22 protein-coding genes are annotated in these 21,462 nt (G+C 59.7%); 7 read left to right on the top strand and 15 right to left on the bottom strand.

The window, feature by feature from the left end; translation table 11 throughout:
• Positions 1–2: 2 nt before the first annotated feature.
• From RVM26_RS11675 to gabT, 4 genes are read left to right on the top strand one after another with little or no spacing between them, the layout of a single operon-like run.
• Positions 3–1,181: an acyl-CoA dehydrogenase gene (locus RVM26_RS11675; RefSeq protein ID WP_498938748.1), complete on the top strand. Its 1,179-nt coding sequence runs from the start codon at positions 3–5 to the stop codon at positions 1,179–1,181.
• Between the two features lie 27 nt (positions 1,182–1,208).
• A complete protein-coding gene (locus RVM26_RS11680) occupies positions 1,209–2,423 on the top strand; it encodes a CaiB/BaiF CoA transferase family protein (RefSeq protein WP_230834495.1) in 1,215 nt (404 codons plus the stop codon).
• 10 nt (positions 2,424–2,433) lie between these two features.
• Positions 2,434–2,631 carry a GGDEF domain-containing protein gene (locus RVM26_RS11685; RefSeq protein WP_269061811.1) on the top strand — a complete coding sequence of 66 codons (198 nt, stop codon included), beginning with the start codon at positions 2,434–2,436 and terminating at the stop codon, positions 2,629–2,631.
• 56 nt (positions 2,632–2,687) lie between these two features.
• Positions 2,688–3,962: an aspartate aminotransferase family protein gene (gabT, locus tag RVM26_RS11690; RefSeq protein ID WP_498938750.1), complete on the top strand. Its 1,275-nt coding sequence runs from the start codon at positions 2,688–2,690 to the stop codon at positions 3,960–3,962.
• Positions 3,963–4,024: 62 nt separating this feature from the next.
• Here gabT and RVM26_RS11695 read toward each other — a convergent pair whose 3' ends face one another.
• A complete protein-coding gene (locus RVM26_RS11695; RefSeq protein ID WP_498938752.1) occupies positions 4,025–4,672 on the bottom strand; it encodes a hypothetical protein in 648 nt (215 codons plus the stop codon).
• Positions 4,673–4,704: 32 nt separating this feature from the next.
• On the bottom strand, positions 4,705–6,135 hold the full coding sequence (gene ccoG, locus RVM26_RS11700; RefSeq protein WP_498938754.1) for a CcoG/RdxA/FixG family protein: 1,431 nt from the start codon (positions 6,133–6,135) through the stop codon (positions 4,705–4,707).
• A gap of 206 nt (positions 6,136–6,341) precedes the next feature.
• Here ccoG and mapR point away from each other — a divergent pair, with 206 nt between their 5' ends.
• Positions 6,342–7,751 carry an aminotransferase-like domain-containing protein gene (gene mapR, locus RVM26_RS11705; RefSeq protein ID WP_498938756.1) on the top strand — a complete coding sequence of 470 codons (1,410 nt, stop codon included), beginning with the start codon at positions 6,342–6,344 and terminating at the stop codon, positions 7,749–7,751.
• A 33-nt stretch (positions 7,752–7,784) separates the two neighbouring features.
• Here the strand turns inward: mapR and RVM26_RS11710 are convergent, their stop codons facing one another.
• From RVM26_RS11710 to RVM26_RS11725, 4 genes are all read right to left on the bottom strand, one after another.
• The gene (locus RVM26_RS11710; RefSeq protein ID WP_498938758.1) at positions 7,785–8,033 is read right to left on the bottom strand and encodes a YkoF family thiamine/hydroxymethylpyrimidine-binding protein; all 249 of its coding nucleotides are present in this window, start codon (positions 8,031–8,033) and stop codon (positions 7,785–7,787) included.
• Between the two features lie 19 nt (positions 8,034–8,052).
• On the bottom strand, positions 8,053–8,865 hold the full coding sequence (locus RVM26_RS11715) for an alpha/beta fold hydrolase (RefSeq protein ID WP_498938760.1): 813 nt from the start codon (positions 8,863–8,865) through the stop codon (positions 8,053–8,055).
• A 104-nt stretch (positions 8,866–8,969) separates the two neighbouring features.
• Positions 8,970–10,016 (bottom strand): DNA polymerase IV, encoded by a 1,047-nt coding sequence (gene dinB / locus RVM26_RS11720; protein ID WP_498938762.1) that lies wholly within the window; start codon positions 10,014–10,016, stop codon positions 8,970–8,972.
• 63 nt (positions 10,017–10,079) lie between these two features.
• Complete coding sequence (locus RVM26_RS11725; protein ID WP_498938764.1) at positions 10,080–11,573, bottom strand: protein adenylyltransferase SelO; 1,494 nt, start codon at positions 11,571–11,573, stop codon at positions 10,080–10,082.
• A gap of 70 nt (positions 11,574–11,643) precedes the next feature.
• Between RVM26_RS11725 and RVM26_RS11730 the strand changes: the two genes are divergently transcribed.
• Positions 11,644–12,297 (top strand): DNA-3-methyladenine glycosylase, encoded by a 654-nt coding sequence (locus RVM26_RS11730; protein ID WP_498938766.1) that lies wholly within the window; start codon positions 11,644–11,646, stop codon positions 12,295–12,297.
• Here the strand turns inward: RVM26_RS11730 and RVM26_RS11735 are convergent.
• Positions 12,294–13,160: an SIR2 family protein gene (locus tag RVM26_RS11735; RefSeq protein WP_498938768.1), complete on the bottom strand. Its 867-nt coding sequence runs from the start codon at positions 13,158–13,160 to the stop codon at positions 12,294–12,296. The two genes, RVM26_RS11730 and RVM26_RS11735, sit on opposite strands and share 4 nt — an antisense overlap.
• Before the next feature lie 96 nt (positions 13,161–13,256).
• Here RVM26_RS11735 and RVM26_RS11740 point away from each other — a divergent pair, with 96 nt between their 5' ends.
• Entirely contained in the window at positions 13,257–14,429 is a 1,173-nt protein-coding gene (locus RVM26_RS11740; protein ID WP_498938770.1) for a UbiH/UbiF/VisC/COQ6 family ubiquinone biosynthesis hydroxylase, read from the top strand.
• Positions 14,430–14,607: 178 nt separating this feature from the next.
• On the opposite strand, the gene RVM26_RS11745 is transcribed toward RVM26_RS11740, so the two are convergent.
• From RVM26_RS11745 to RVM26_RS11780, 8 genes are all read right to left on the bottom strand, one after another.
• Entirely contained in the window at positions 14,608–15,606 is a 999-nt protein-coding gene (locus RVM26_RS11745) for an IS5 family transposase (RefSeq protein ID WP_498938772.1), read from the bottom strand.
• A 165-nt stretch (positions 15,607–15,771) separates the two neighbouring features.
• The gene (locus RVM26_RS11750) at positions 15,772–16,245 is read right to left on the bottom strand and encodes a hypothetical protein (protein WP_498938774.1); all 474 of its coding nucleotides are present in this window, start codon (positions 16,243–16,245) and stop codon (positions 15,772–15,774) included.
• Between the two features lie 165 nt (positions 16,246–16,410).
• Positions 16,411–17,064 (bottom strand): DsbA family oxidoreductase, encoded by a 654-nt coding sequence (locus RVM26_RS11755; RefSeq protein ID WP_287807113.1) that lies wholly within the window; start codon positions 17,062–17,064, stop codon positions 16,411–16,413.
• Positions 17,065–17,128: 64 nt separating this feature from the next.
• Positions 17,129–18,070 carry a cation diffusion facilitator family transporter gene (locus RVM26_RS11760; protein WP_287807111.1) on the bottom strand — a complete coding sequence of 314 codons (942 nt, stop codon included), beginning with the start codon at positions 18,068–18,070 and terminating at the stop codon, positions 17,129–17,131.
• Positions 18,071–18,133: 63 nt separating this feature from the next.
• Entirely contained in the window at positions 18,134–18,754 is a 621-nt protein-coding gene (locus tag RVM26_RS11765; protein WP_287807109.1) for a PAS domain-containing protein, read from the bottom strand.
• Positions 18,755–18,881: 127 nt separating this feature from the next.
• On the bottom strand, positions 18,882–19,667 hold the full coding sequence (locus RVM26_RS11770; RefSeq protein ID WP_498938777.1) for an MBL fold metallo-hydrolase: 786 nt from the start codon (positions 19,665–19,667) through the stop codon (positions 18,882–18,884).
• Between the two features lie 101 nt (positions 19,668–19,768).
• Complete coding sequence (locus tag RVM26_RS11775; protein WP_498938779.1) at positions 19,769–20,893, bottom strand: RNA-guided endonuclease InsQ/TnpB family protein; 1,125 nt, start codon at positions 20,891–20,893, stop codon at positions 19,769–19,771.
• A gap of 116 nt (positions 20,894–21,009) precedes the next feature.
• Positions 21,010–21,180: a hypothetical protein gene (locus RVM26_RS11780; protein ID WP_044628905.1), complete on the bottom strand. Its 171-nt coding sequence runs from the start codon at positions 21,178–21,180 to the stop codon at positions 21,010–21,012.
• Positions 21,181–21,462 lie beyond the last annotated feature (282 nt).

The following is a 21,462-nucleotide window of genomic DNA, read 5'->3' on the forward strand; positions in this document are numbered from 1 at the left end:
CCATGACACGCTTCAACTGGGACGACCCGCTGCTTCTCGAATACCAGCTCACCGACGAAGAGCGCCAGATCCGCGATGCGGCCCACGACTACTGCCAGGAAAACCTGCAGCCACGTGTGCTGAGCGCCTTCCGCGAAGAGCGTTTCGACCGCGAGATCATGTCCGAGATGGGCGAGCTGGGTCTGCTAGGTGCCACGGTTTCCCCGGAATACGGCGGCGCGGGCGTCAACCACGTGGCTTATGGCCTGATCGCCCGTGAAGTGGAGCGTGTCGATTCTGGCTACCGCTCGGCCATGAGCGTGCAGTCATCGCTGGTAATGTACCCCATCGAAGCGTATGGCTCCGAAGAGCAGAAACACAAATACCTGCCCAAGCTTGCCAGCGGCGAGATGGTGGGCTGCTTCGGCCTGACCGAACCCGACCATGGCTCCGATCCGGGCTCCATGATCACCCGTGCGGAAAAAGTCGATGGTGGCTACCGCCTGACCGGCGCGAAAATGTGGATCACCAACAGCCCGATTGCCGATATCGCGGTGGTCTGGGCCAAGTCCGCTGCCCACGATAACCAGATCAAAGGCTTCATCGTCGAGCGTGGTACCGAAGGCTTCTCCACCCCGAAAATCGAAGGCAAAGTATCGCTGCGTGCCTCTATCACCGGCGAGATCGTGCTGGACAACGCTTTCGTTCCCGAAGAGAACCTGCTGCCTAACGTGAGCGGCCTGAAAGGCCCCTTCGGCTGTTTGAATAAAGCCCGCTACGGCATCGCTTGGGGCGTGATGGGCACCGCTGAGTTCTGCTGGCACGCCGCCCGCCAATACACTCTGGACCGCAAGCAGTTTGGCCGCCCGCTCGCCGCCAACCAGCTCATCCAGAAGAAGCTGGCCGACATGCAGACCGAAATCACCCTGGGCTTACAAGCCGCCCTGCAGGTGGGCCGCCTGATGGACAGCGGCAACTGGGCGCCGGAAATGATCTCGCTGATCAAACGCAACAACTGTGGCAAAGCGCTGGATATCGCCCGCGTTTCCCGCGACATGCACGGCGGTAACGGCGTGTCTGACGAGTATGGCGTCATTCGTCACATGGTGAACCTGGAGTCCGTGAATACCTACGAAGGTACCCACGATGTGCACGCCCTGATTCTGGGCCGCGCGCAAACCGGCATTCAGTCGTTCTTCTAACGTCGTCATCACTCAGCGAGGCACCCCATGAGCACAGTCGCAAAGCCCCTGGCAGGCATCAAGGTACTCGACATCTCTCGGGTACTGGCAGGCCCCTGGTGCGGGCAGATGCTGGCCGACATGGGTGCCGAGGTGATCAAGATTGAGCGCCCCCAAAGCGGTGATGACACGCGCCATTGGGGGCCTCCGTGGCTCTCCGGCAGCGCTGAATCGGCCTACTACCTATGCGCCAATCGCGGTAAGCGTTCGGTGACGGTGGATATGGCCAAGCCCGAAGGCCAAGCGCTGATCAAGCAGTTGGCGGCTCAATCGGACGTGGTGCTGGAAAACTTCAAGGTCGGCGGGCTGAAAAAATACGGCCTGGACTACGCGAGCCTGAAAGCACTCAATCCTGGCCTGGTCTACTGCTCTATCACCGGCTTTGGCCAGGAGAGCCCCTACGCCCACCGGGCGGGCTACGACTTCATGATCCAAGCCATGGGCGGCCTCATGAGCCTGACCGGTAAACCGGACAGTGAATCAGGGGGCGGCCCGGTCAAGGTGGGGGTCGCCATTACCGATATTTTTACCGGCTTGTATGCGGCCAACGCGGTGCTGGCGGCCCTCTACCAACGCCGCGACAGTGGCGAAGGCTGCCATATCGATCTGGCACTCATGGATGTGCAGGTGGGCGTGTTGGCCAATCAGGCGTTGAACTATCTGACCTCCGGTCAGGTGCCTCAGCGGTTAGGCAACGCCCATCCTAATATCGTGCCCTACCAAGCCTTTGCCACGGCCGATGGACATATGATCGTGGCGGTCGGTAATGACGAGCAGTTCAGACGCTTCTGCCAGGTAATCGACCAGCCGCAGCTCGCTCAAGACGAGCGCTTTGCCACCAACGGCAGCCGTGTTCAGCATCGCGACACCTTGATACCGCTTCTGGAATTGGCACTTGGCGCACAACCTACCGATACTTGGCTTTCGGCCTTCGAGGCCGTGGGCGTGCCCTGCGGGCCGATCAATACCCTGGATCGCGTGTTCGACGACCCCCATGTCAAAGCACGCGGATTGAAACAAACGTTGCCCCATACCCAAGCAGGTGAGGTCAACCTTGTAGCCAACCCGATCCGCATCAACGGCGAATCCATCAGTGCCACCACCGCGCCCCCTACGCTTGGCGAGCACACCGACAGCGTGCTGAATGCCATCGGCATCACCGATGAACAGCGCCTAGTGCTTCGCCAAGCGGGCATTATTTAATCAGACGCTATTGGCGGCAAACGAGCCTACCGCCCCGCTTCTCAAAACGCCCTACACTCAGCATCAGCTAACCGTGACGCTTTCAGCAGGCATCGCGTGTTACATTGAAACGTCGAGTACTCGAATGCTTGATCGCGCCGATAAAGCGATGTATCAGGCCAAACAAGCCGGGCGCAACCGGATTGTCATCGCATCGTCATCAGTGTGATCAACGCTATTGCGCACTATGCTAGAGCTACACCCTATCCTTTAAGGAGCTGAGTCATGAGCAATGCCGAGCTTAACGAACTAAAGCAGAAATACGTCGCGGCGGGCGCTGCAAGCCCCGCCACCGCCTTTGCGGACCGCGCCGAAAACGCTGAGATCTGGGACGCTGACGGCAACCGCTTCATCGACTTCGCAGGCGGTATCGGCGTCTTGAACGTGGGGCATCGCCACCCCAAAGTCGTGGCCGCTGTGAAAGCCCAGTTGGATAAGGTGATGCACACCTGCCAAACGGTTATGCCCTACGAGGGCTACGTTAAAGTCGCCGAGAAGCTGAGCCATATCGTCCCTGTACGTGGTCACGCCAAAGTCATGCTGGCGAATTCCGGTGCTGAAGCGCTGGAAAACGCGGTGAAGATCGCCCGCGCCGCTACCGGTCGCTCTAATGTCATCTGTTTCGATGGCGGCTACCATGGCCGTACCTTCTACACCATGGCCATGAACGGCAAGGTCGCGCCCTACCAGACCGATTTCGGCCCGATGCCCGGCACCGTATTCCGCGCGCCCTACCCGGTGCCCTACCACGGCGTCAGCGAAGACGAAGCGATTCGCGGCCTGAAGATGACGCTGAAAACCGACGCCAACCCCAAAGACACTGCCGCGATCATTCTGGAGCCGGTGCTGGGTGAAGGCGGTTTCTACCCCGCCCCGACCAGCTTCCTGAAGAAGATTCGCGAAATTTGCGATGAGCACGGCATGCTGATGATCATCGACGAAGTGCAGTCAGGCTTTGGCCGCACCGGCAAGATGTTCGCCATCGAGCACAGCGGCGTCGAGCCGGACATGATGACCATGGCCAAGAGCATGGCCGACGGCATGCCGATCTCTGCCATCGTGGGCACTGACAAAGTGATGGACGCCTCTGGCCCGAACTCCCTGGGCGGCACCTACACCGGTAGCCCTACCGCCTGCGCAGCCGCGCTGGCGGTGATGGAAGTCTTCGAAGAGGAAAATATCCTTGAGAAGAGCCAGGCGCTGGGCGAGAAGCTGGCCACGCGCTTCAACGAGTGGCAAGGCAAGTTTGATTGCATCGACCACGTGCGCAACATGGGCGCCATGGCTGCCTTCGAACTGGTCAACAACAAAACCGACCGCACCCCGAACCCGGAGCTGGCGGCGGCGCTGTGCAAAAAAGCCCGTGAAGAGGGTCTGATCCTGCTCTCCTGCGGCATGTATGGCAACACCATCCGCTTCCTGATGCCCGTCACCATCGAAGACGACGTGCTGAACGAAGGCCTGGACATCATCGAGTCCTGCCTGGAATCGCTGATCTGAGTATGTTGCACTACCCACAACGCCGCCCATGAGGCGGCGTTGTCGTTTCACACGGCTTATTTTTAGTTGAACAGGGGCGTTAGCTGATTCAACTGTCTCGCCTGATAAAGATCATGAAGATAGGTATCGAGCTTGAAGATCAGGATATTCAAGACCACCACACCCCATATCGCCGATAGGATCATCACCGGTTGATTGACCCACGCAAATGCCGATACGTCCACAGAGTAGTGAATGGTATACACACTCATTGCCGCCAATAGCTGTACGATTCCGCAGTTCGCGATGACCGCCAGTATGCATCCCTTCCTGACATCGATAGAGGGCAACCTCGTCTTGAACAGCCGCAGATGGCGAGCGCGAATATCTCCCTCTTCTGCCGGACACATCGGACCGCTCATGAGCACTCTCTTACGTCGCAGAAGTGGTACACCATAGCGGTTGCGCCCTTCCTGAGAGAACGCAATACGCAGGGCTTCCAGGTTGACCCCAGGTCCAAAGATACGCGTCGCCGCCTCATCAAATCGTGGAGTATCCACCTCATCCGATGACCGCTCGAGAGCTGCCGTGAGCGTATCCATCTGCCTGTTTTTATTGCCCGAGAGCGCCGTTTCGTCAGGGGTATTGATCTTGAAATGCATTTGGTAAATCTGGTACCAAGCGGCTGTTATGCCCACGAATATCATCAAAAAAATCAGCATGGTCATCATGTATCGTTCCTCATTACTGCCTGACCTCACGCTTACTGACGAGTCGGTCCTAAAAACCGCGTTTCCTTGCTATAGTAAATCGCGGGCTCATCCAACACAGTGATATGCAGCACCACCGGGTGGCTCGGCTGGGTCAACGCTGACGCGTCAGCATTGAGCGCCACGCGTAACTGTCTCGTTTCATTAGCGGCCAAGACGAATGTATCAGCTCCTTGTAAACGCAGGCCGGGCAAACCGGTGGCAGATAGCGCGTATTGGTGCTCCTTCGTATCTTGATTGCGCAGCGTCACAGTGTAGTAGTTAATAATGCGCCCCTCGGCCGTGCTTTCAAACAGCGTCTGACGATCTCGGGCGACCTCTACATCCATAGGCACCCGGGCGTTCAAGAAACCGATCAACAAAACCACCATAGAAAACAGTGCCGCCATATAAGCCAACAGCTGAGGTCGCCAAAACCGCGTAGGTTTGCCCTCTAGCGCGCGCTCGGTGGTGTAGCGAATCAGGCCCAGCGGCTTATCGATACGCGCCATCACGCTATCGCAGGCATCGATACACGCCGCGCAGCCAATACACTCATACTGCAGGCCATCACGAATATCGATCCCCGTGGGGCACACCTGAACGCACAGTTCGCAATCAATACAGTCCCCAGCAGCCGCTTCCGCGACCTCTTTGCGATGACCACGGCGGGGCTCACCACGGGCGGCATCGTAAGAAACAATCAGCGTATGGCTATCAAACATGGCCGACTGAAAGCGTGCATAGGGGCACATGTGCAGACACACCTGATGGCGCAACCAGCCAGCGTTCAGGTAGGTAAACAGAGTAAAAAAACCGATCCAAAAAAGCGCCCAAGGGTGCGCCTCTAGGCTGAATAGATCCCTTACGAGCCCACCCACCGGCGTAAAATATCCCACGAAGGTGACGCCCGTTACCAACGCAATCAGTAGCCAAGCGGTATGTTTAGCGCCTTTTCGCCATAACGACCCCAGCGTGTTAGATGCGTTGTCGCGGCGTATCCGACGGTGTCTTGGCCCCTCCAGGCGGTGCTCAAACCAAATAAACAGAAACGTCCAGACGCTCTGCGGGCAGCTATAGCCGCACCACACTCGCCCCGCCGCCACCGTGATCAAGAATAATCCAAACGCACACAGCACCAGTATCCAAGTCAGCAAGATAAAGTCTTGAGGGTAAAACGTCGCTGCAAAAAGGTGAAACTCCTGGGCAGAGAGGTCAAACCACACCATGGGGCGGTCACCCCACTGAAGCCATGGCAAGCCCACATAGAGCGCTATCAGCAGCCAGTTGGAATAACGCCTTATGCGCTGAAAAAAGCCCTGTATCTCTCGCACATAGATATGCCCAGACGTGGATGGCGAGCGACCCGTAGTTTTCTCCTGAGGCGAATGGTGTTCAACGGCTGCATCGCTGGTTAGGTCTTGCAGTGGAATGCGTTGCGTCATACCGATATCCAGAAAAGAGGGAGTGGCGATCTATACGGTCGAGGGGCGTCACCGAATGAACCGCTACTATGCTCTCCCAGCCAACCACTAAAACAGATGCAGTTTTAGAGAAAAAAGCCATATCAGTTTTGATATGCTTTTGATTGAGAGTATCGATTCTGTTGATCCCACTAAGCACCCGCGCCAAGCACCAGCGAGTTTATGCCATGAAACGCTATGAACAGTTTGCCGACGAAATAGCCACGCTGATTCGCCAGGGCGTACTGGGCCCTGGCGAGCGCATACCGTCCGTGCGCCAGGCGAGCCGCCATCACGGCATTAGCCCGTCGACAGTGTTTCAGGCGTACTACTTACTGGAAAACCAGGGGCTTATCAGCGCTCGAGCGCGCTCGGGCTACTTTGTTCGTGAACACGCACGGCGCTTGATCAACGAACCCCGCGTCACGCTACAACCCACCGACCCAGCGGAGGTGCAGGTCAGCGAGCTGGTGTTCTCGGTGCTGGACTCACTGCAGGATGACCAAACGGTGCCCTTTGGCTCGGCTTTCCCTAGCCCTGAGCTGTTCCCACTCTCTCGCTTGAGTATCAGCATGACACGCGGCTTGCGGGCGCTTTCGCCCCAACAGGTGGTGGCTGATATGACCACCGGACATACCGACCTGTGTCGGCAGATTGCTCTGCGCTACATGCTGGGTGGCATTCAGCTGCCGATGGACGAACTGGTGATTACCAATGGTGCAATGGAGGCGCTCAATCTAGCCCTGCAGTGCGTGACTCAGCCAGGGGACTTGGTCGCGATTGAGTCACCTGCTTTTTATGCCAGCCTACAAGTGTTGGAGCGGCTCAAACTGCGTGCGGTGGAAATTCCGGTTCACCCTCGGGAAGGGGTTGACCTGGAGGTGCTGGCAGAGCGATTAGCGACGCTGCCCATCAAAGCCTGCTGGTTTATGAGCCACCTGCAGAACCCCATCGGCGCCAGCCTAAGCAACGAGCGCAAACAGGTGCTTTACCAGTTATTAAAGCAGCACCAAGTGCCCATGCTAGAGGATGACGTGTATGCCGAGCTCTATTTTGGCAGCACGCCGCCCGCCCCCGTTAAGGCCTTTGATGATGAGGGCTTAGTGATTCACTGCAGCTCTTTCTCGAAGTGCTTGGCACCCGGCTATCGGGTGGGCTGGGTAGCGGGCGGCCGTTATGCCCAAGAGATCTCGCGGCTAAAGCTGATGACCACCATTTCCCCCTCCATCCCCGCCCAGGCCGCCATTGCTGACTATTTACAACACGGTGGCTACGACCGCCATTTGCGCAAGCTTCGCCATGCCTTAGAAGCTCAACAAACCAGTATGCTGGCGGCGGCAGATCGCTACTTCCCAGCGCATACGCGCATCACCCGACCTGCGGGCGGTTATTTCCTTTGGGTGGAGTTTCCCGAACACGTGGATTCGCTGCAGCTATTTCGCACAGCGCTCGACCATGGCGTTAGCCTCGCGCCAGGCCCCATTTTCTCCGCGACCCAACAGTTTCGCCACTGCATCCGCTTAAGCTATGGCCACCCCTGGACCCAGCGCAGCGAACGGGGGATGGAAACGCTGGGCACGTTATTGAGCCTTGTTTAGCACTATGAAGAACATCACGCGCGATGGCGTTATTTACCGAGGCCGCCGATCACCTTCTAAAAAGTTAGCCGTAAACACGGCTTTGCCGTGGGTCTCGAACGACCATTTCATCACGTCGCTCAGTGCTGCCATTACCTCATCGAACTCGCCAAATACCTGGGTGCTCATTCGGTTAGGGTGAACCTCCAGACCTGTAGCCTCTAAACGTTTGACCACCTCTTTCACCACGAGCTTGAAATCATCGGCCAGCGGGTAGTAGCTCAGCTGTACGGAAAGGTACATATCGCCTCCTTAATCGCTTCTATGGCTGTACCGTTTGAAACTGCTGCCACGCGGCCAGTATCGCCGTGCGTGTCTCCTCCGGGTGCTCCATCGGGAACATGTGTGTGCCGGGCACCATACTCACCGGCAGCCCGCGTCGAGCGATGCGCTTGAGCCGTGAAGGCGTCATCAAGTGCGACTGCTGCCCCGCCACCAGTTGAATGGGCACACCCACGCGCTGCGGTAATTTGGAGAGGTGATCCGGCAGGTGACGGAAAATCTCCAGCTCGATGCGCGGGTCGAAGGTCAGCTCGGCGCTGCCGTCGTCCAATAGTCGCGTGCCTGCTTCAATGTAGTCGTTGAGTGCCTCGGGGGTAAAGCGACGAAACAGCCCTCGCCGCCGCAGCGAGGTCGCCATGGCCTCACGGCTGGGCCACACCGTGCGCCGCCCCTTGGTTTTACCCGCGGGGGTGATACGGTCCATGAACCCAAAACGCTTGGCCGCTTTCATGGCCCAGGCGTCTGGCCCCAGCATCAGCGGCGGGTCGAGCATGATCACACCGCGAAAACGCTCCGGCTGCTTATCCGCAGCCATGGCCATCAGCGTGCCGCCCAGCGAATGCCCCACTCCCAAGAGCGGTGCATCGGTGTCGGGCAGGTAGCTCAACAACTCCTCTACCAAGTTGCCCCAGTTGTGATTCACCGGGTAGTCCGGGTGGTGGCCTAGCCGATCTAGCGGGTGTAAATCGAACGATTCTGCCAGCGGGTCTAACAGGCTGCGGTAGCTCAAACCGGGAAAGCCGTTGGCATGGGCAAACACTAAGCGGGGGCGTTGGGTGGCATCGGCAGGCATGGCAGGCTCGCAGTTAGGCTAACGGGAAGAAGCGCTATCTATCATACGTCTGTTTTAACGCGAGCCCGAGTACCCGTCAATCCACCCAAGGGTTAACAGGCTAATTAAAACAGCGAGAGCTGCTGGGCAGCGGTCTCTTCCGCCAAGCGGTAGCCCACCCCCAGCAGGCGCACGGGGCGCTCACCCCTTGCCCATCCCACGTTCAGCAAGGTTTCGAACTGTTCCAAGTTGGGTGCGGGGTCGGCGTGTTCGACAGTGGTTTGGGTGAAGTCGTTGAACTTGACCTTCACCATTACACCGCGCACGGCGGGGGCCGGGTCTAGGCGAGCGTAGCGGCGCTCTAAATCGCCAATCAGCTCGGGGAGCTGACGACGGCAGGCTTCCAGGGTGGGTAAATCTTGAGAGTAGGTTTGCTCGGTGCTGATCGACTTGCGTTCGCGGTGGGTTTTAACCGGGCGCTCATCGCGCCCGTGGCTGAGTTCATGCAGGCGATGCCCAAAGCGGCCAAAGCGCTCCACCAGCTCGGTCAGTGGCCGGGCGCGCAGATCTGCGCCGGTCTGAATACCCAGCTCCGCCAGCTTTTCAGCGGTGCGCGGCCCTACCCCGTGGATTTTTTTCACCGGCAGTTGCTGCACGAAGGCGTCGATATCGTCTGGCGTAATGACAAACAGCCCATCGGGCTTGCGCCAGTCGCTGGCGATCTTGGCGAGAAACTTGTTGGGTGCCACACCCGCCGAGACGGTAATGCCCACTTCCTGCTTCACCCGATGGCGAATGGCTTCGGCCATACGGGTGGCGCTGCCGTGGTGAAGCGTGACATCCGAGACATCCAGAAAGGCTTCGTCCAGCGAGAGCGGCTCGATCAGTTCGGTGACATCACGATAGATGGCAAACACCTGGCGTGCCACGGCCTTGTACTTCGCCATGTCGCCACGAATCACCGTGAGATGGGGGCAACGTTTGAGCGCCTGAGCCATGGGCATGGCGGAGTGGATGCCAAACGCGCGGGCAGGATAGTTACAGGTGGCCACCACCCCGCGCTGCTCCACACTGCCGCCAATGGCAATAGGGATATCGGTTAACGCGGGGTTATCGCGCATTTCTACCGCCGCATAGAAGCAGTCACAGTCGCAGTGGATAATTTTGCGCACAGGCCGACCTTGCCTCCGCCATTAACTGTAAAAAAGCACAGTTTATCACAGGGTATGCCGCCGTCACGTCCCACAAAAAGTGCGCAGCACCTGCTCACTGGCCGTGGCAGGGGCGGCCAGTTGGCGCGTGGCTTCAGATTCATCAAAGGGCTGCGTGACCGCCGCGAGCAGCGTGTGGAAAGGCGCGAAATCGCCTTCTACCGCCGCATCGATGACCTCTTGAATGCGGTGGTTGCGGGGAATCACCACCGGGTTGGCGCGGCGCATGGCCTCCAGACGCTCACTCTGCTGGCTGGCTTGCTGGGCGTTTTCCCAGTCGGCCAGCCAAGCGGCAAGGCCAGCGGGCTGCGTGGTCAGCGCCAGCAGCGCCTCTTTTTGGGAGTGGGCTGACGTGTCCGCGCTCAAGGCTTGGGCACCCAGTGTTTTGGCATAGTGCGTCAACGCGTCGAACGTCGCGGTCATGTCCATGCGGCCTTGATGCATCTGGATCTCTAGCGCTTCCATCAGCGCCACGGCGCGATCACTTTCCGGGGCAAGGCCCAGCTTTTCGGCATGCAGGCGGCGCTGCTCGGCGCCAAAACGAGCGGTAAAGCCGCGAAGTACCTCGGTGGCCTGCTCTACCAGGGCATCGCCCTCTTCAAGCATCAGCGGCAGCAGGGTTTCGGCAAAGCGGGCCAGGTTCCACTGGGCAATGCCCGGCTGGTTGTCGAAGGCGTAGCGCCCGCCCTGGTCAATGGAGCTATACACCTTCTGCGGGTCGAACTGCTCCATAAACGCGCAGGGGCCGTAATCGATGGTGTCGCCAGCAATGCTGCAGTTGTCGGTGTTCATCACGCCGTGAATAAAGCCCAGGCTCATCCAGCGCGCCACCAGCGCCGCCTGGCGGGCAGTAACGGCTTCCAGCAGCGCAAGGTATGGGTCTTCAGCGTTGGCCGCCTCTGGGTAGTGGCGGGCGATCACATGATCGGCCAACGCTTTGAGTGCTTCTTCATCGCGGCGAACGGCGGCAAACTGGAACGTGCCCACACGAATATGGCTGCTGGCTACACGGGTCAGCACGGCTCCCGGCTCGGCCATTTGGCGCACCACGCGCTCGCCCGTAGAGACGGCCGCCAGGGCGCGGGTGGTGGGTACGCCCACGGCGGCCATAAATTCACTCACCAGGTATTCGCGAAGCACCGGGCCAAGGGGCGCACGGCCGTCGCCACCCCGAGAAAACGGCGTGCGACCGCTGCCTTTTAGCTGCACATCTCGGCGCTCACCCTGCTGGTCCACCACTTCGCCCAATAGCAGCGCGCGACCATCGCCAAGCTGGGGTACGAAGTTACCGAACTGGTGCCCGGCGTAGCCCAGCGCTCTAGGCTGGGCCCCTGGCGGTAGCTGGTTACCGCTGAACCATTGGGCCAGCGTGGCATCGTCGGGCCGGGTTTGCATGCCTAGCTGCGCGCCCAAGGCATCGTTGAAGGCGATCAGGCTGGGCTGGGCAACGGGCGTGGGCTGGCACGCCACCCACAGGGGTTCCGGCAAGGTGGCGAACTGATGTTCGAAAGACAGCACGGGCAACTCCGCTTTTCAATGTATGGCCTACAGAATACCCTAGCAGCTTACTCAAGTAATGGGCGATAGCATGCCGCAAAGAGACGCGTTAACCCCTGTTAAGTCACCGATAGAACAAGAGGCGCTCACGCCTCTACCCCAGGCCTTCTACAACCGCGATACGCTGGAAGTGGCCCGAGACCTGCTGGACTGTTGGCTGGTGCGCCAGTTGGATGGCGAGCTGATGGCCGCGCGCATCGTGGAAACCGAGGCCTACCGCGGCTCGGAAGATTCCGCCTGCCATGCCCATCGGCGCCGAACCCCGCGCACCGAGGCGATGTTTGGCCCACCCGGCCACGCCTACGTCTATCTGGTGTACGGCATGCACTGGCTGCTGAACGTGGTGACCCAGCCGGAAGGCAACCCCTGCGCGGTACTGATTCGAGCGGTAGAGCCGGTGATCGGCGAGTCTGCCATGCGGGCATGGCGCAGCGTGGCGGGGCGCAACCTCAGCAACGGCCCTGGCAAACTCACCCGTGCACTGCGTATCGACAACGCCCTCTACGGCCACGACATGACGCAACGCGACGACCCCTCGAACGGGCTATGGATTTCACCAAGCGAACCACCCGGCGCCGTTGCCAGCGGCCCACGCGTGGGCATCGATTACGCCCAGCCCGCTGACCGCGACGCCCCCTGGCGGCTGTGGAGCGAGGGCAACCCTTGGGTATCTAAAGCGCGTTAAGCGTTCTGCAAGCAGGCCACTGCCTGCTCCAACACCGGCGTCAGCGGTGCGCGCCACTGGTGGGTCAGCAATGCATCGGCGCGGGTCACGCCCAACGACAGCGACGCCACGGGCAGGCCCATGGCGTGGGCATCGCGGCAGAAGCGGTAGCCGGAATAGACCATCAACGACGTGCCCACTGCCAGCACCGCGTCGGCTTGCTGTAGCGCCGCCTGGGCCGCCAGCCGCCGCGCTGGAGGCACCACATCGCCGTAATAGACCACCTGCGGTTTGAGAATGCCCTTGCAGCGCGGGCAATCCAATACGTTAAAGGTGGAAAAGTCGGTTTCCAGATCCGCATCGCCATCCGGCGCGTGGCGGGCATCCAACGCGGCAAAGGCTGGGTTCATACGGGCCATTTCACTGTGCATGGCGTGGCGCATCATTTGATAGCCACAGGCCATACAGGCCACCACATCGGCCCTGCCGTGCAGATCAATCACCTTTTTTGAGCCTGCCCGCTGGTGCAAACGGTCAACGTTTTGCGTGACGAGAAGCTCCACATGGCCCATGGCCTCCAGCTCTGCCAGCGCCCGATGCGCCCCGCTCACCTGGGCTTCACGCATGGCTTTGAAGCCCACCAGCGCTCGCGCCCAATAGCGCTGGCGAACGGCGAAGGAACTCATGAAATCGCCGTGCTGCACCGGCGGCGGGCGCTTCCACTGGCCATCGGCATCGCGGTAATCGGGGATTCCGCTGTCGGTGCTTACGCCCGCCCCGGTAATCACCCAGAGTTTGGGGTAGCGCTTGATAAAGGCGGCCAGTGCTTCCCCGGCTGCCTCGCTGCTCTCTCGTTTTTCGACACTTTCCACGGCCTGCGTCAATGGATCACCCTAGGCAATACTGCGACAAGTCAACGATACTGTAGGACAATATAAGCACATGCAATGTGCCCTCGATAGCGGATTAAGGAGCCTCTCATGCAGTGGGATCACGAGATTGTCATTGTTGGTGGCGGCATGGTGGGCGCGGCCCTGGCGGCCAGGCTGGGCCAGGCGGGCATGTCGGTTGGCCTGGTAGAGCGCGCCAGCGCCCCCACGCCCCCCAGCGGCGATTACGACCTGCGTATTTCATCACTCAACGCCCGCTCGCTGGCGTTCGTGAAAGCCAGCGGTGCGGTCCTGCCGGGAGAGCGCTGCTGCCCGTTCCGGCATATCGATGTGGCGAATCAGGATGGCACCGGCCACTCCGTGTTCTCCGCCGAAGAGAGCGGCATGAACGACTTCGGTATCTTTATCGAAAACCGCGCCCTGCAGTACGCCCTGTGGCAACGCTTGGAAGAGCTGCCCAGCGTGACCTGCTATACCCAGTGCGCCCCGCTGAGCACCATGGCGGCCACCACCGCCCGCATGCTGGAGCTGGATAACGGCAAAACCCTAAGCGCCCGGCTGATAGTGGGGGCCGATGGTGCCCGTTCGACCCTGCGCGAGCTGGTAGGCATTGGCGTGACCAGCTACGACTACCACCAGCGGGCGATGATCATCAACGTCGAGACCGAGCTGCCCCAGCAGGATGTCAGCTGGCAGTGCTTTACCCCTAAGGGCCCCATTGCCATGCTGCCGCTGCCCGGCCAGCGCGCCTCGCTGGTGTGGTACGACAGCGACGAAGCCACCAAAGCCCGCGAACAGCTCTCCGACAACGCGCTCCAGCACGCCATTGAAACCACCTTCCCCCAACGCCTGGGCAAGCTCACCCGGATCGTGGCGCGGGCCAGTTTCCCGATCAAGCGCCAACACGCCAAGCGCTACATCGGCAAACGCCTCGCGCTGATTGGCGACGCCGCCCACGTGGTACACCCGCTGGCAGGGCAAGGCTTGAACATCGGCCTACACGACGCCGACACCCTGGCCGAGCTGATCATCAAAGGCCGGGACCCCGGCGACCACATCAGCCTGCACCGCTTCGAGTGCCAGCGCCGCCTCGCCAACCAAGCGATGATTGCTGCCACCGACAGCTTCCACCACCTGTTCACCGGCGCAAAACCGCTGCGCCAACTGGGCGATCTCAGCCTGCACTTGGCCGAGCGAGTGCCTTTTGCCAAGCGTATGATGATGCAGCAGGCCAATGGGTTGAATCCGTTCAGAATGTTTTAGGGGTACTTGATGTCTTCAGAATCAGCTAATTTGGCAGCGTTAGGGAACCACTGAACAAATCGGTTCTGCGCGGCTGAACCGTTCAGCCTGACTAGATCATCGTCTCAGCGGTCATTACATGACCACGTCAAGTGGCCTGTTTACCTGGCAGCCGTGTTATCCGGCTGCCAAGCCGGATTCAGGACACACTGACCCCGTCAGCATCCCCCTCGCACCTTCTCGCCAGCACCAGGTTGCCGAGGGCGAACAGGGTGAACAGCTGCGCCTGGTTCTTGGCCAGCCCCTTGTAGCGAACCTTCCGATAGCCGAAGAGGTTCTTGATGACATGAAACGGGTGCTCCACCTTGGCGCGGATGCTGGCCTTGGCCTTCTCGAATGCCAGCAGCAGCGTTTTCCTGGGGCTGCCTTCCATCTTCTTGATGGTGCCGCGCTTGGCGGCGACACAGCATCGGGAGTTCGGGGCGTCCTTTTCCTCGTTCAGGTATTTCCCCATGCCGGTGTACCCCGCATCGCCGTATACCCGCTTGTCATCATCGCGGACCAGGGCGCCGGTCATAGTAACATCGGCGACGTTGGCCGAGGTCGCGGCAACACTGTGGGTCAGCCCGGTGACCGCATCAACGCCGATATGTGCCTTCATACCGAAAAACCACTGGTTGCCCTTCTTGGTCTGCTTCATCGCCGGATCGCGTTGCTTGGCCTTGTTCTTGGTGGAGGGCGCAGCGGCCACGATGGTGGCATCGACGATGGTGCCCTCGCGCATGAACAGGCCCTGTTCGGTCAGGCTGGCGTTGATCTCCTCGAAGATCCGCTGGGTCAGCGCATGCTTCTCCAGCAGATGGCGGAAACGCAGCAGCGTGGTGGCATCGGGCACGCTTTCGATGGCCAGGTCGATACCGATGAAGTCACGCATGGCCTGGCTGTCATAGATGGCATCTTCGAGCGCCTCATCGGCAAGTGCATACCACTGTTGAAGGAAGTAGATCCGCAGCATGCGCTCCAGACCAATCGGCGACCGGCCCCGTTTGCCTGCCGCGTTGGGGAAGTAGGATGGCGACAGTGCGTCGATCAGGCGTTGCCATGGCACCAGGGCATCCATCTGGGTCAGGAACCGCTCTCGGCGGGTAACCTTCTTCTTGTTCTGGTGCTCAGCCTGGGCGAACGAGATCTGCTTCATCGGATAGCTCTGTCAGTGGGTGTTGAACGGGTCAGATTCTACCCCGCCGGTGGCCACGAGACAGCTCTGGCGGGATTTGTGCAGCGTTTCCCTAACGCTATCTATGCTGAGGGAGTGGCTGCCATCAGCAGACAAGGCTCCGGACTCTATCAGAGGCTCACATGCTTACCGCCATCCGGCACTTCGCAGTTTTAACAGTAGCGCCCATAACCGGCTGCCCCCCGCTGAGCTTAAAAGCAAAACGGCTCCCACGACCACAGAAGTCCCCCCACGCCCTAACAAGTAAGCGCTAGCGTTTGGCCGCTGTTGCGCGAGAAACTCCCCCAACAGCACCGTGCCAGCAGCGATAAAATAAATACCCATGAGCGCTGTCCCCACCGCCATGCAGGCTCGGGGGCTTACCAATACACCTGACCCTTGCGGCACCAGCCATCGGCTCAATGCCTCACGCCACAGGATAAGGCTCAGTCCGATCAGAGTATTGCTAAAAAAATGCACAAACTGAGCCATCAATACGCTTGAAGAAATGTCCTCTTGACCAGCCAGAGCAATCGACAGAGAAGCGGCGGCATCCGGTAGTGGACGTAGCGCCATCCATAACCCCAATAGCGCCAACAAACTGGCCATCAGCGGGCGCATTTGCATCCTTTGCATCATGACTTCCTTACTCGTTGCATTGTTGGTTGTGAAAGCTCCATCTGGCTACTCCAGATCTCCGGTAAGCACGACGGTCAGCCTGCGGCGCAGACCTTCGTCGTCCACCAGATCCCGATGCCACATACTTCAGGCAGTGCTTCCCACACATTAGCCGCTGGCGTTTTCCTCGGCCACCTGACGCAGCGCATCGACCAGCACATCGGCGGGCTGGGCGCCGGAAATCAGGTAGCGGCCATCGAGAATGAAGCCCGGCACGGCACTGACGCCCATGTCCATAAAGCGCTGTTCTGCCTCACGTACTTCATCCGTATACTGGTCAGAGCGGGCAATGTCTTCGGCGGTGTCACCGTCTAGCCCCACCTCGATAGCTTTTTCGCGAAGCACCAAGGGGTCGGCGGGGTTTTTCGCCTCGCCGAAGTAGGCCTCGAACAGCGCCAGTTGAAGCGCCGTTTCCTGATGCTGCGTGCCTGCCCAGGCCAGCACACGGTGCGCGGCGAAGGTGTTGTTCGCTCGGCGCTCCAGCGCGCCACGGAAATTCAGGCCCAGCGCTTCGGCGGCAGCCATGATCTCGCGCTGGGACTGTTCCATGGTGGCCGCGTCCTTGCCGTACTTGCGGCATAGATGCTCCAGAATCGGCTCGCCCTCGGGCGGCATGTCCCGATTCAGTTCGAAAGGCTGCCAGACCAGCTCGACCTCTATTTCGCCAGCGAGCACCTCCAACGCCTGTTCCAAGCGCCGATAACCAATCGCACACCACGGGCAGGCCACATCGGATACCAGATCGATTCTTACCTTTTGCATGGGGTGTCTCCTTTGGGTTCATTCATCATGGGTAACATCCGGCAGATGGGGCCATGCCACTGCCTCAATCCGCCCACTCCAGGTCTCCGGTAAACACGACCGTCAGCCAGCGGTGCGGCCCTTCGTCGCCCAGCAAGTCACTGACTTCGTTACGCAGGGCATCCCATTCGCCAATGGTGCGCGGGGGCGCATCGGCGGGGACGATAAAATAGAGCTCGATTTCCCTGGAGCGACCCACCCGCGCAATGTAGGCGCGGTAGGTGGTAAACCCGTGCTGTTGCACGAAAGCCTGTGCCACCTGATCCACATGCTGCTTCAAGGCGCTCGGGGTGACCAGGAAGATATCCGCCAACGCGCGGCGCACGGTGGAAATCGGCAGCGGAATGATGATGACGCACACCACCGCCAGCACCGCCGGGTCGATGTAGGGCGAGATCCACTCCCACGACGTGCCCTGCACCAGATAGCCCAGCGAGAACGCCACCAGCAGCGCCGCCGTGATGCCTGCCGACATGATCCAGCCACGCACGTCCAGGCGCACGAAGTCAGAGCCGATACGGCGATTGGCACGGGCCTCCACGATAGCGGTGGCAACACACGCCACCAGGGTGATCACCGCATAAACGATTGCCCAGCCAAACTCCAGCTCGCGCCCGCCTTCCAGCAGGCTGCTGATGGCGTTGATCAGGGCATACACCGCCACGCCAATCAGCAGCGTGCCGTTGACCCCCAGCACCATGGGTTCCAGGTGCCAGAAGCCCACGGAAAAGCGCTCTCTCAGCTTGCGCGACAGCCCTTTCGACGACACGAACGAGGTAATCAGGTTCACCACCAGCAACGAGAGCAGGCTCATGCTGGCATCCACCAGGGCATAGATGCCGTCGAACATGATCGAAAACGACCCCGACATCAGACCAAAGCCGATGCCCAGCCCCGCAATCACCAGCGTGACGGCGATGGACGTTCTCAGTACGCCGCTCTCGTCGTTCAGGTCGAAACTACGCATGACGTTATCCCTTTCAGTGCGAAAATCCGCTCATCCTTCCGTTCTCTCAACCCTGCAGCTCTTTCAATCCTGCAGCTCTCTCAATTGCTTCATCAATCCCGTAATCACTTTTGCCGAGCTGCTGGTGTCATCCGCCAGGCGGCGCACGTGTTCGGCAACCACCGCGAAGCCTTTGCCGGCCTCGCCTGCCCGTCCCGCCTCGATCCCCGCGTTGATGCTGAGCAGTTGCAGCATCTTCAGTGAATGGGCAATTTTCTCGGTTTCGGTGGCAATGTCTCGGCTGATGGCACTCAGCTGCTCCTCGCTTTGCCGCCGCTGCTGGATGTCGGTGACCACCCCTTCCAGGTAGATGACGTTGCCCTCGTCATCTTTCACGGCACCGCCGTACTCGCTCACCCAGCGCAGGCGGCCATCTTTACAGCGCACCCGATAATCGGCTTGCCAGTTCTTGTCAGCGTCGATGGCCTGATCCAGCCCTGGCGCATCCTCAGCGTAGATCAACGCCACGTAGGATTGCAGGCGGTTGTCGATCAAATCGTCGATGGCATAGCCGGTCAGTTCCTGAACCCTGCCGCTCAGGTTCAGCATGGTGTAGTGCTCATCGTTGCGGCAGCGGTACAGAAACCCGTTCATGCGCGACGCAATGCTTTCATAGATACTGTCTTGCTCAGACATGCTGGTCATGGCCCTTCATGTTGGAATGCAGCGGTACGTCAGCCCTTTACCCAGCGACTTAAGTCGTACTCTTCGAGGGGCACTATGCCGAGACCGCACCGCCAAGTCCAACGCCAAACTCACTTGCAAGCAACGATTAACTAGGCGGCTCCTGGGTTTGCTCGGTGACGCGGCCCGCTTTATCCAGGTGGTACTCGCTAAAGTCCTGCGCGAGGAAGAGCGCGCCTGAGTAAACGCTTTGCGCCTCGCGTTGGATGTCCTCGATGGAAGGCACGGAATGGGAAATGAGCGGGTAGCGGGGGCTGAAGTGGGTCAGCACCAGGTGGGGCAAGCCGACCTGCTCGGCAAACGCCGCCACCTGCCTGCCGTAGCTATGCCCTACCTCACCGGCTTTCTCGGCCATCGCTTCGGTGTAAGTGGCTTCATGCACCAACACCTGCGCCCCGGCGCAGGCTTGCGCCAACAGCTCGGGCTGGTCGTTGTCTCCGGCAATCACCACTTTTCTGGGGGCGTGTTTGAACAGCAGGTAATCCTGGCTGCGCAGCGGCTTGCCCTCAAATGCTATTTCCCTCCCCTGCTTCAGCTGCCCCCACAACGGCCCTCTGGGAATGCCGTGCCGATCCAGTTTATCCACATTCAGGGCGGCCTCCACGTTGCGCTCGGTGAACGTATAGGCGTAGCACGGCACGCGATGGGAAAGCGCGCACGTTTCCACCGCCATGTTCTCGAACTCGATGCTGGGCAGGTCATCGGCGCAGATGAACTCCAGCGCGAAGGGCAGGCAGAGCTGGGTGACCGCACAGGTGGCTTCCAGCCAGGTTTGGATACCCTTGGGTGCCACAAGGGTCAGCGGCGCCGTGCGCCCACCCATGGCCGCACTGGCCAGAATGCCCGGCAGCCCGTAGCAGTGGTCGCCGTGCACATGGCTGACACTCCCCGCCCGCCGCGCTTCGCGCTTTGGGCGAGGGTTCTGAGATCACCCCCAGAACCTTCCTGCTTCCACACGCCTTCACTAGACAGCAGCTAGGCCGCTGCCCCCGCTCCGATCGCTCCACAGGCTAACCCCGCCAGCCCGGCGGTTTGTATATTCCTGGCCGCGTTGATGTCGCGGTCAATGGGATAGCCGCAGCTTTCGCAGTGCCAGTGACGTTGCGACAGCGGCAGTTTCTCAACCTTGTAGCCACAGCCATGACACCGCTTGCTGCTGGGGAACCACTGGCTTACTTTCACCAGTTGGCGCCCCGCCCAGGCGGCCTTGTATTCCAGTTGCCGGACGAACTCACCCCACCCGGCATCGCTAATGGATTTAGAAAGCCGTCTATTCTTGATCATACCAATGATATTAAGTGACTCGACGCACAGGACTTGGTTTTCGTTAATGAGTGCGCGGGTCGCTTTGTGGGTGGCGTCACGGCGACAGTCGGCGATCTTGGCATGTAGCCGTGCCACTTTCCGGCGGTGTTTGTTGCGGTTGTTTGAACCTGTCTGTTTTTTCGCCAACCGGCGCTGCAAGCAGGCCAGCTTCGCCTCGTAGCGTTTCAGATGACGCGGATTGCCCGATTTTGCGCCGTCACTGGTAATGAACAAATCGCTCAAGCCAAGGTCAATGCCGACCGTTTTGCGCGTGACCGGAAGCGCTTTTGGCACGAAATCACACAGGCAACTGATGAAGTAGCGTCCAGCACGATCGCGTGAAATCGTGATGGTAGAGGGTGCAGAGGGTAGTGACCGACTCCATCGGATGGGTAACGGCGTCTTCGCTTTTGCGATAGTGATCTCACCATCCCGATAGCGGAACGCGGCCTTGGTCAGCCGGATTGACTGCCGGCAATCCTTGCGCTTGAAACGTGGGTAGCGCGCCTTGAGCTTTGGGTTGAAGAAGTTGTCGAAGGCGGCTTTCTGGTCGCGGAGCGTTTGCTGCAGGATCACGCTGGAAACATCCCGCAACCACGGAAACGCCGCCTTTAAGCCCACCAGTCGCTTTTCCGCCGATGAGTGCGAGACCGATTCACCGCGCTGCTGATACGCCTCGGTGCGATAGGCCAGGGTATTATTCCAGACAAAACGGGCACACCCGAACGACTGCGCCAGCAGCTCAGCCTGTTCGGAGGTGGGGTAGAACCGTTCTTTGTAGGCACGCTTTGTCATGCTGTATAAATATCAGGGTAATGAGGCGAAGTCAATCTGGCACCGCTACGCGGTGCGCGCTTGTATCACCGCCCGACTGGGCGATGCTTTACGCGCTGCTTAGTAAATAAGGTTCATCACATATCAGCTAGCTTTTTGAAAGTCTGCTTATGCGTTCTGAGGACCAATTTCGTTTCAGACTTGACGATCTGCTGCCCAGACTCACCAGAGAGGTCAAGCTGCTTGCTAGCAACAATTCTGGGACGTTTAACAGCCTTAACGCCATACACTTCAATCTTTGTGTTCATGAGCACCTCCGAGCAATTGATTCAGATTATACACCTGGCCCCGCATAAAAAAAGCGACGCCCTACCCTGCACCCGCTCTGCGCTGCCGCTTTGAAATCCCAGACGCGTCACAGCGTCATCACAGCCCATGACGCACCACAGAACCGTAGAAAGGGGATGAGCGCAATCCACGGCTGAGCGCACTGGTCAGAATGCTCGGCTTTGGAATGGAGGCGCAACCGCAACCGCAATGAAAAAGGCGTCACATAACTGGCTTTGTTAGGACACTTCGGCATGCCGCTG

Source organism: Halomonas sp. KM072, from assembly GCF_050710315.1.
Taxonomy (GTDB): Bacteria; Pseudomonadota; Gammaproteobacteria; order Pseudomonadales; family Halomonadaceae; genus Vreelandella; species Vreelandella hamiltonii.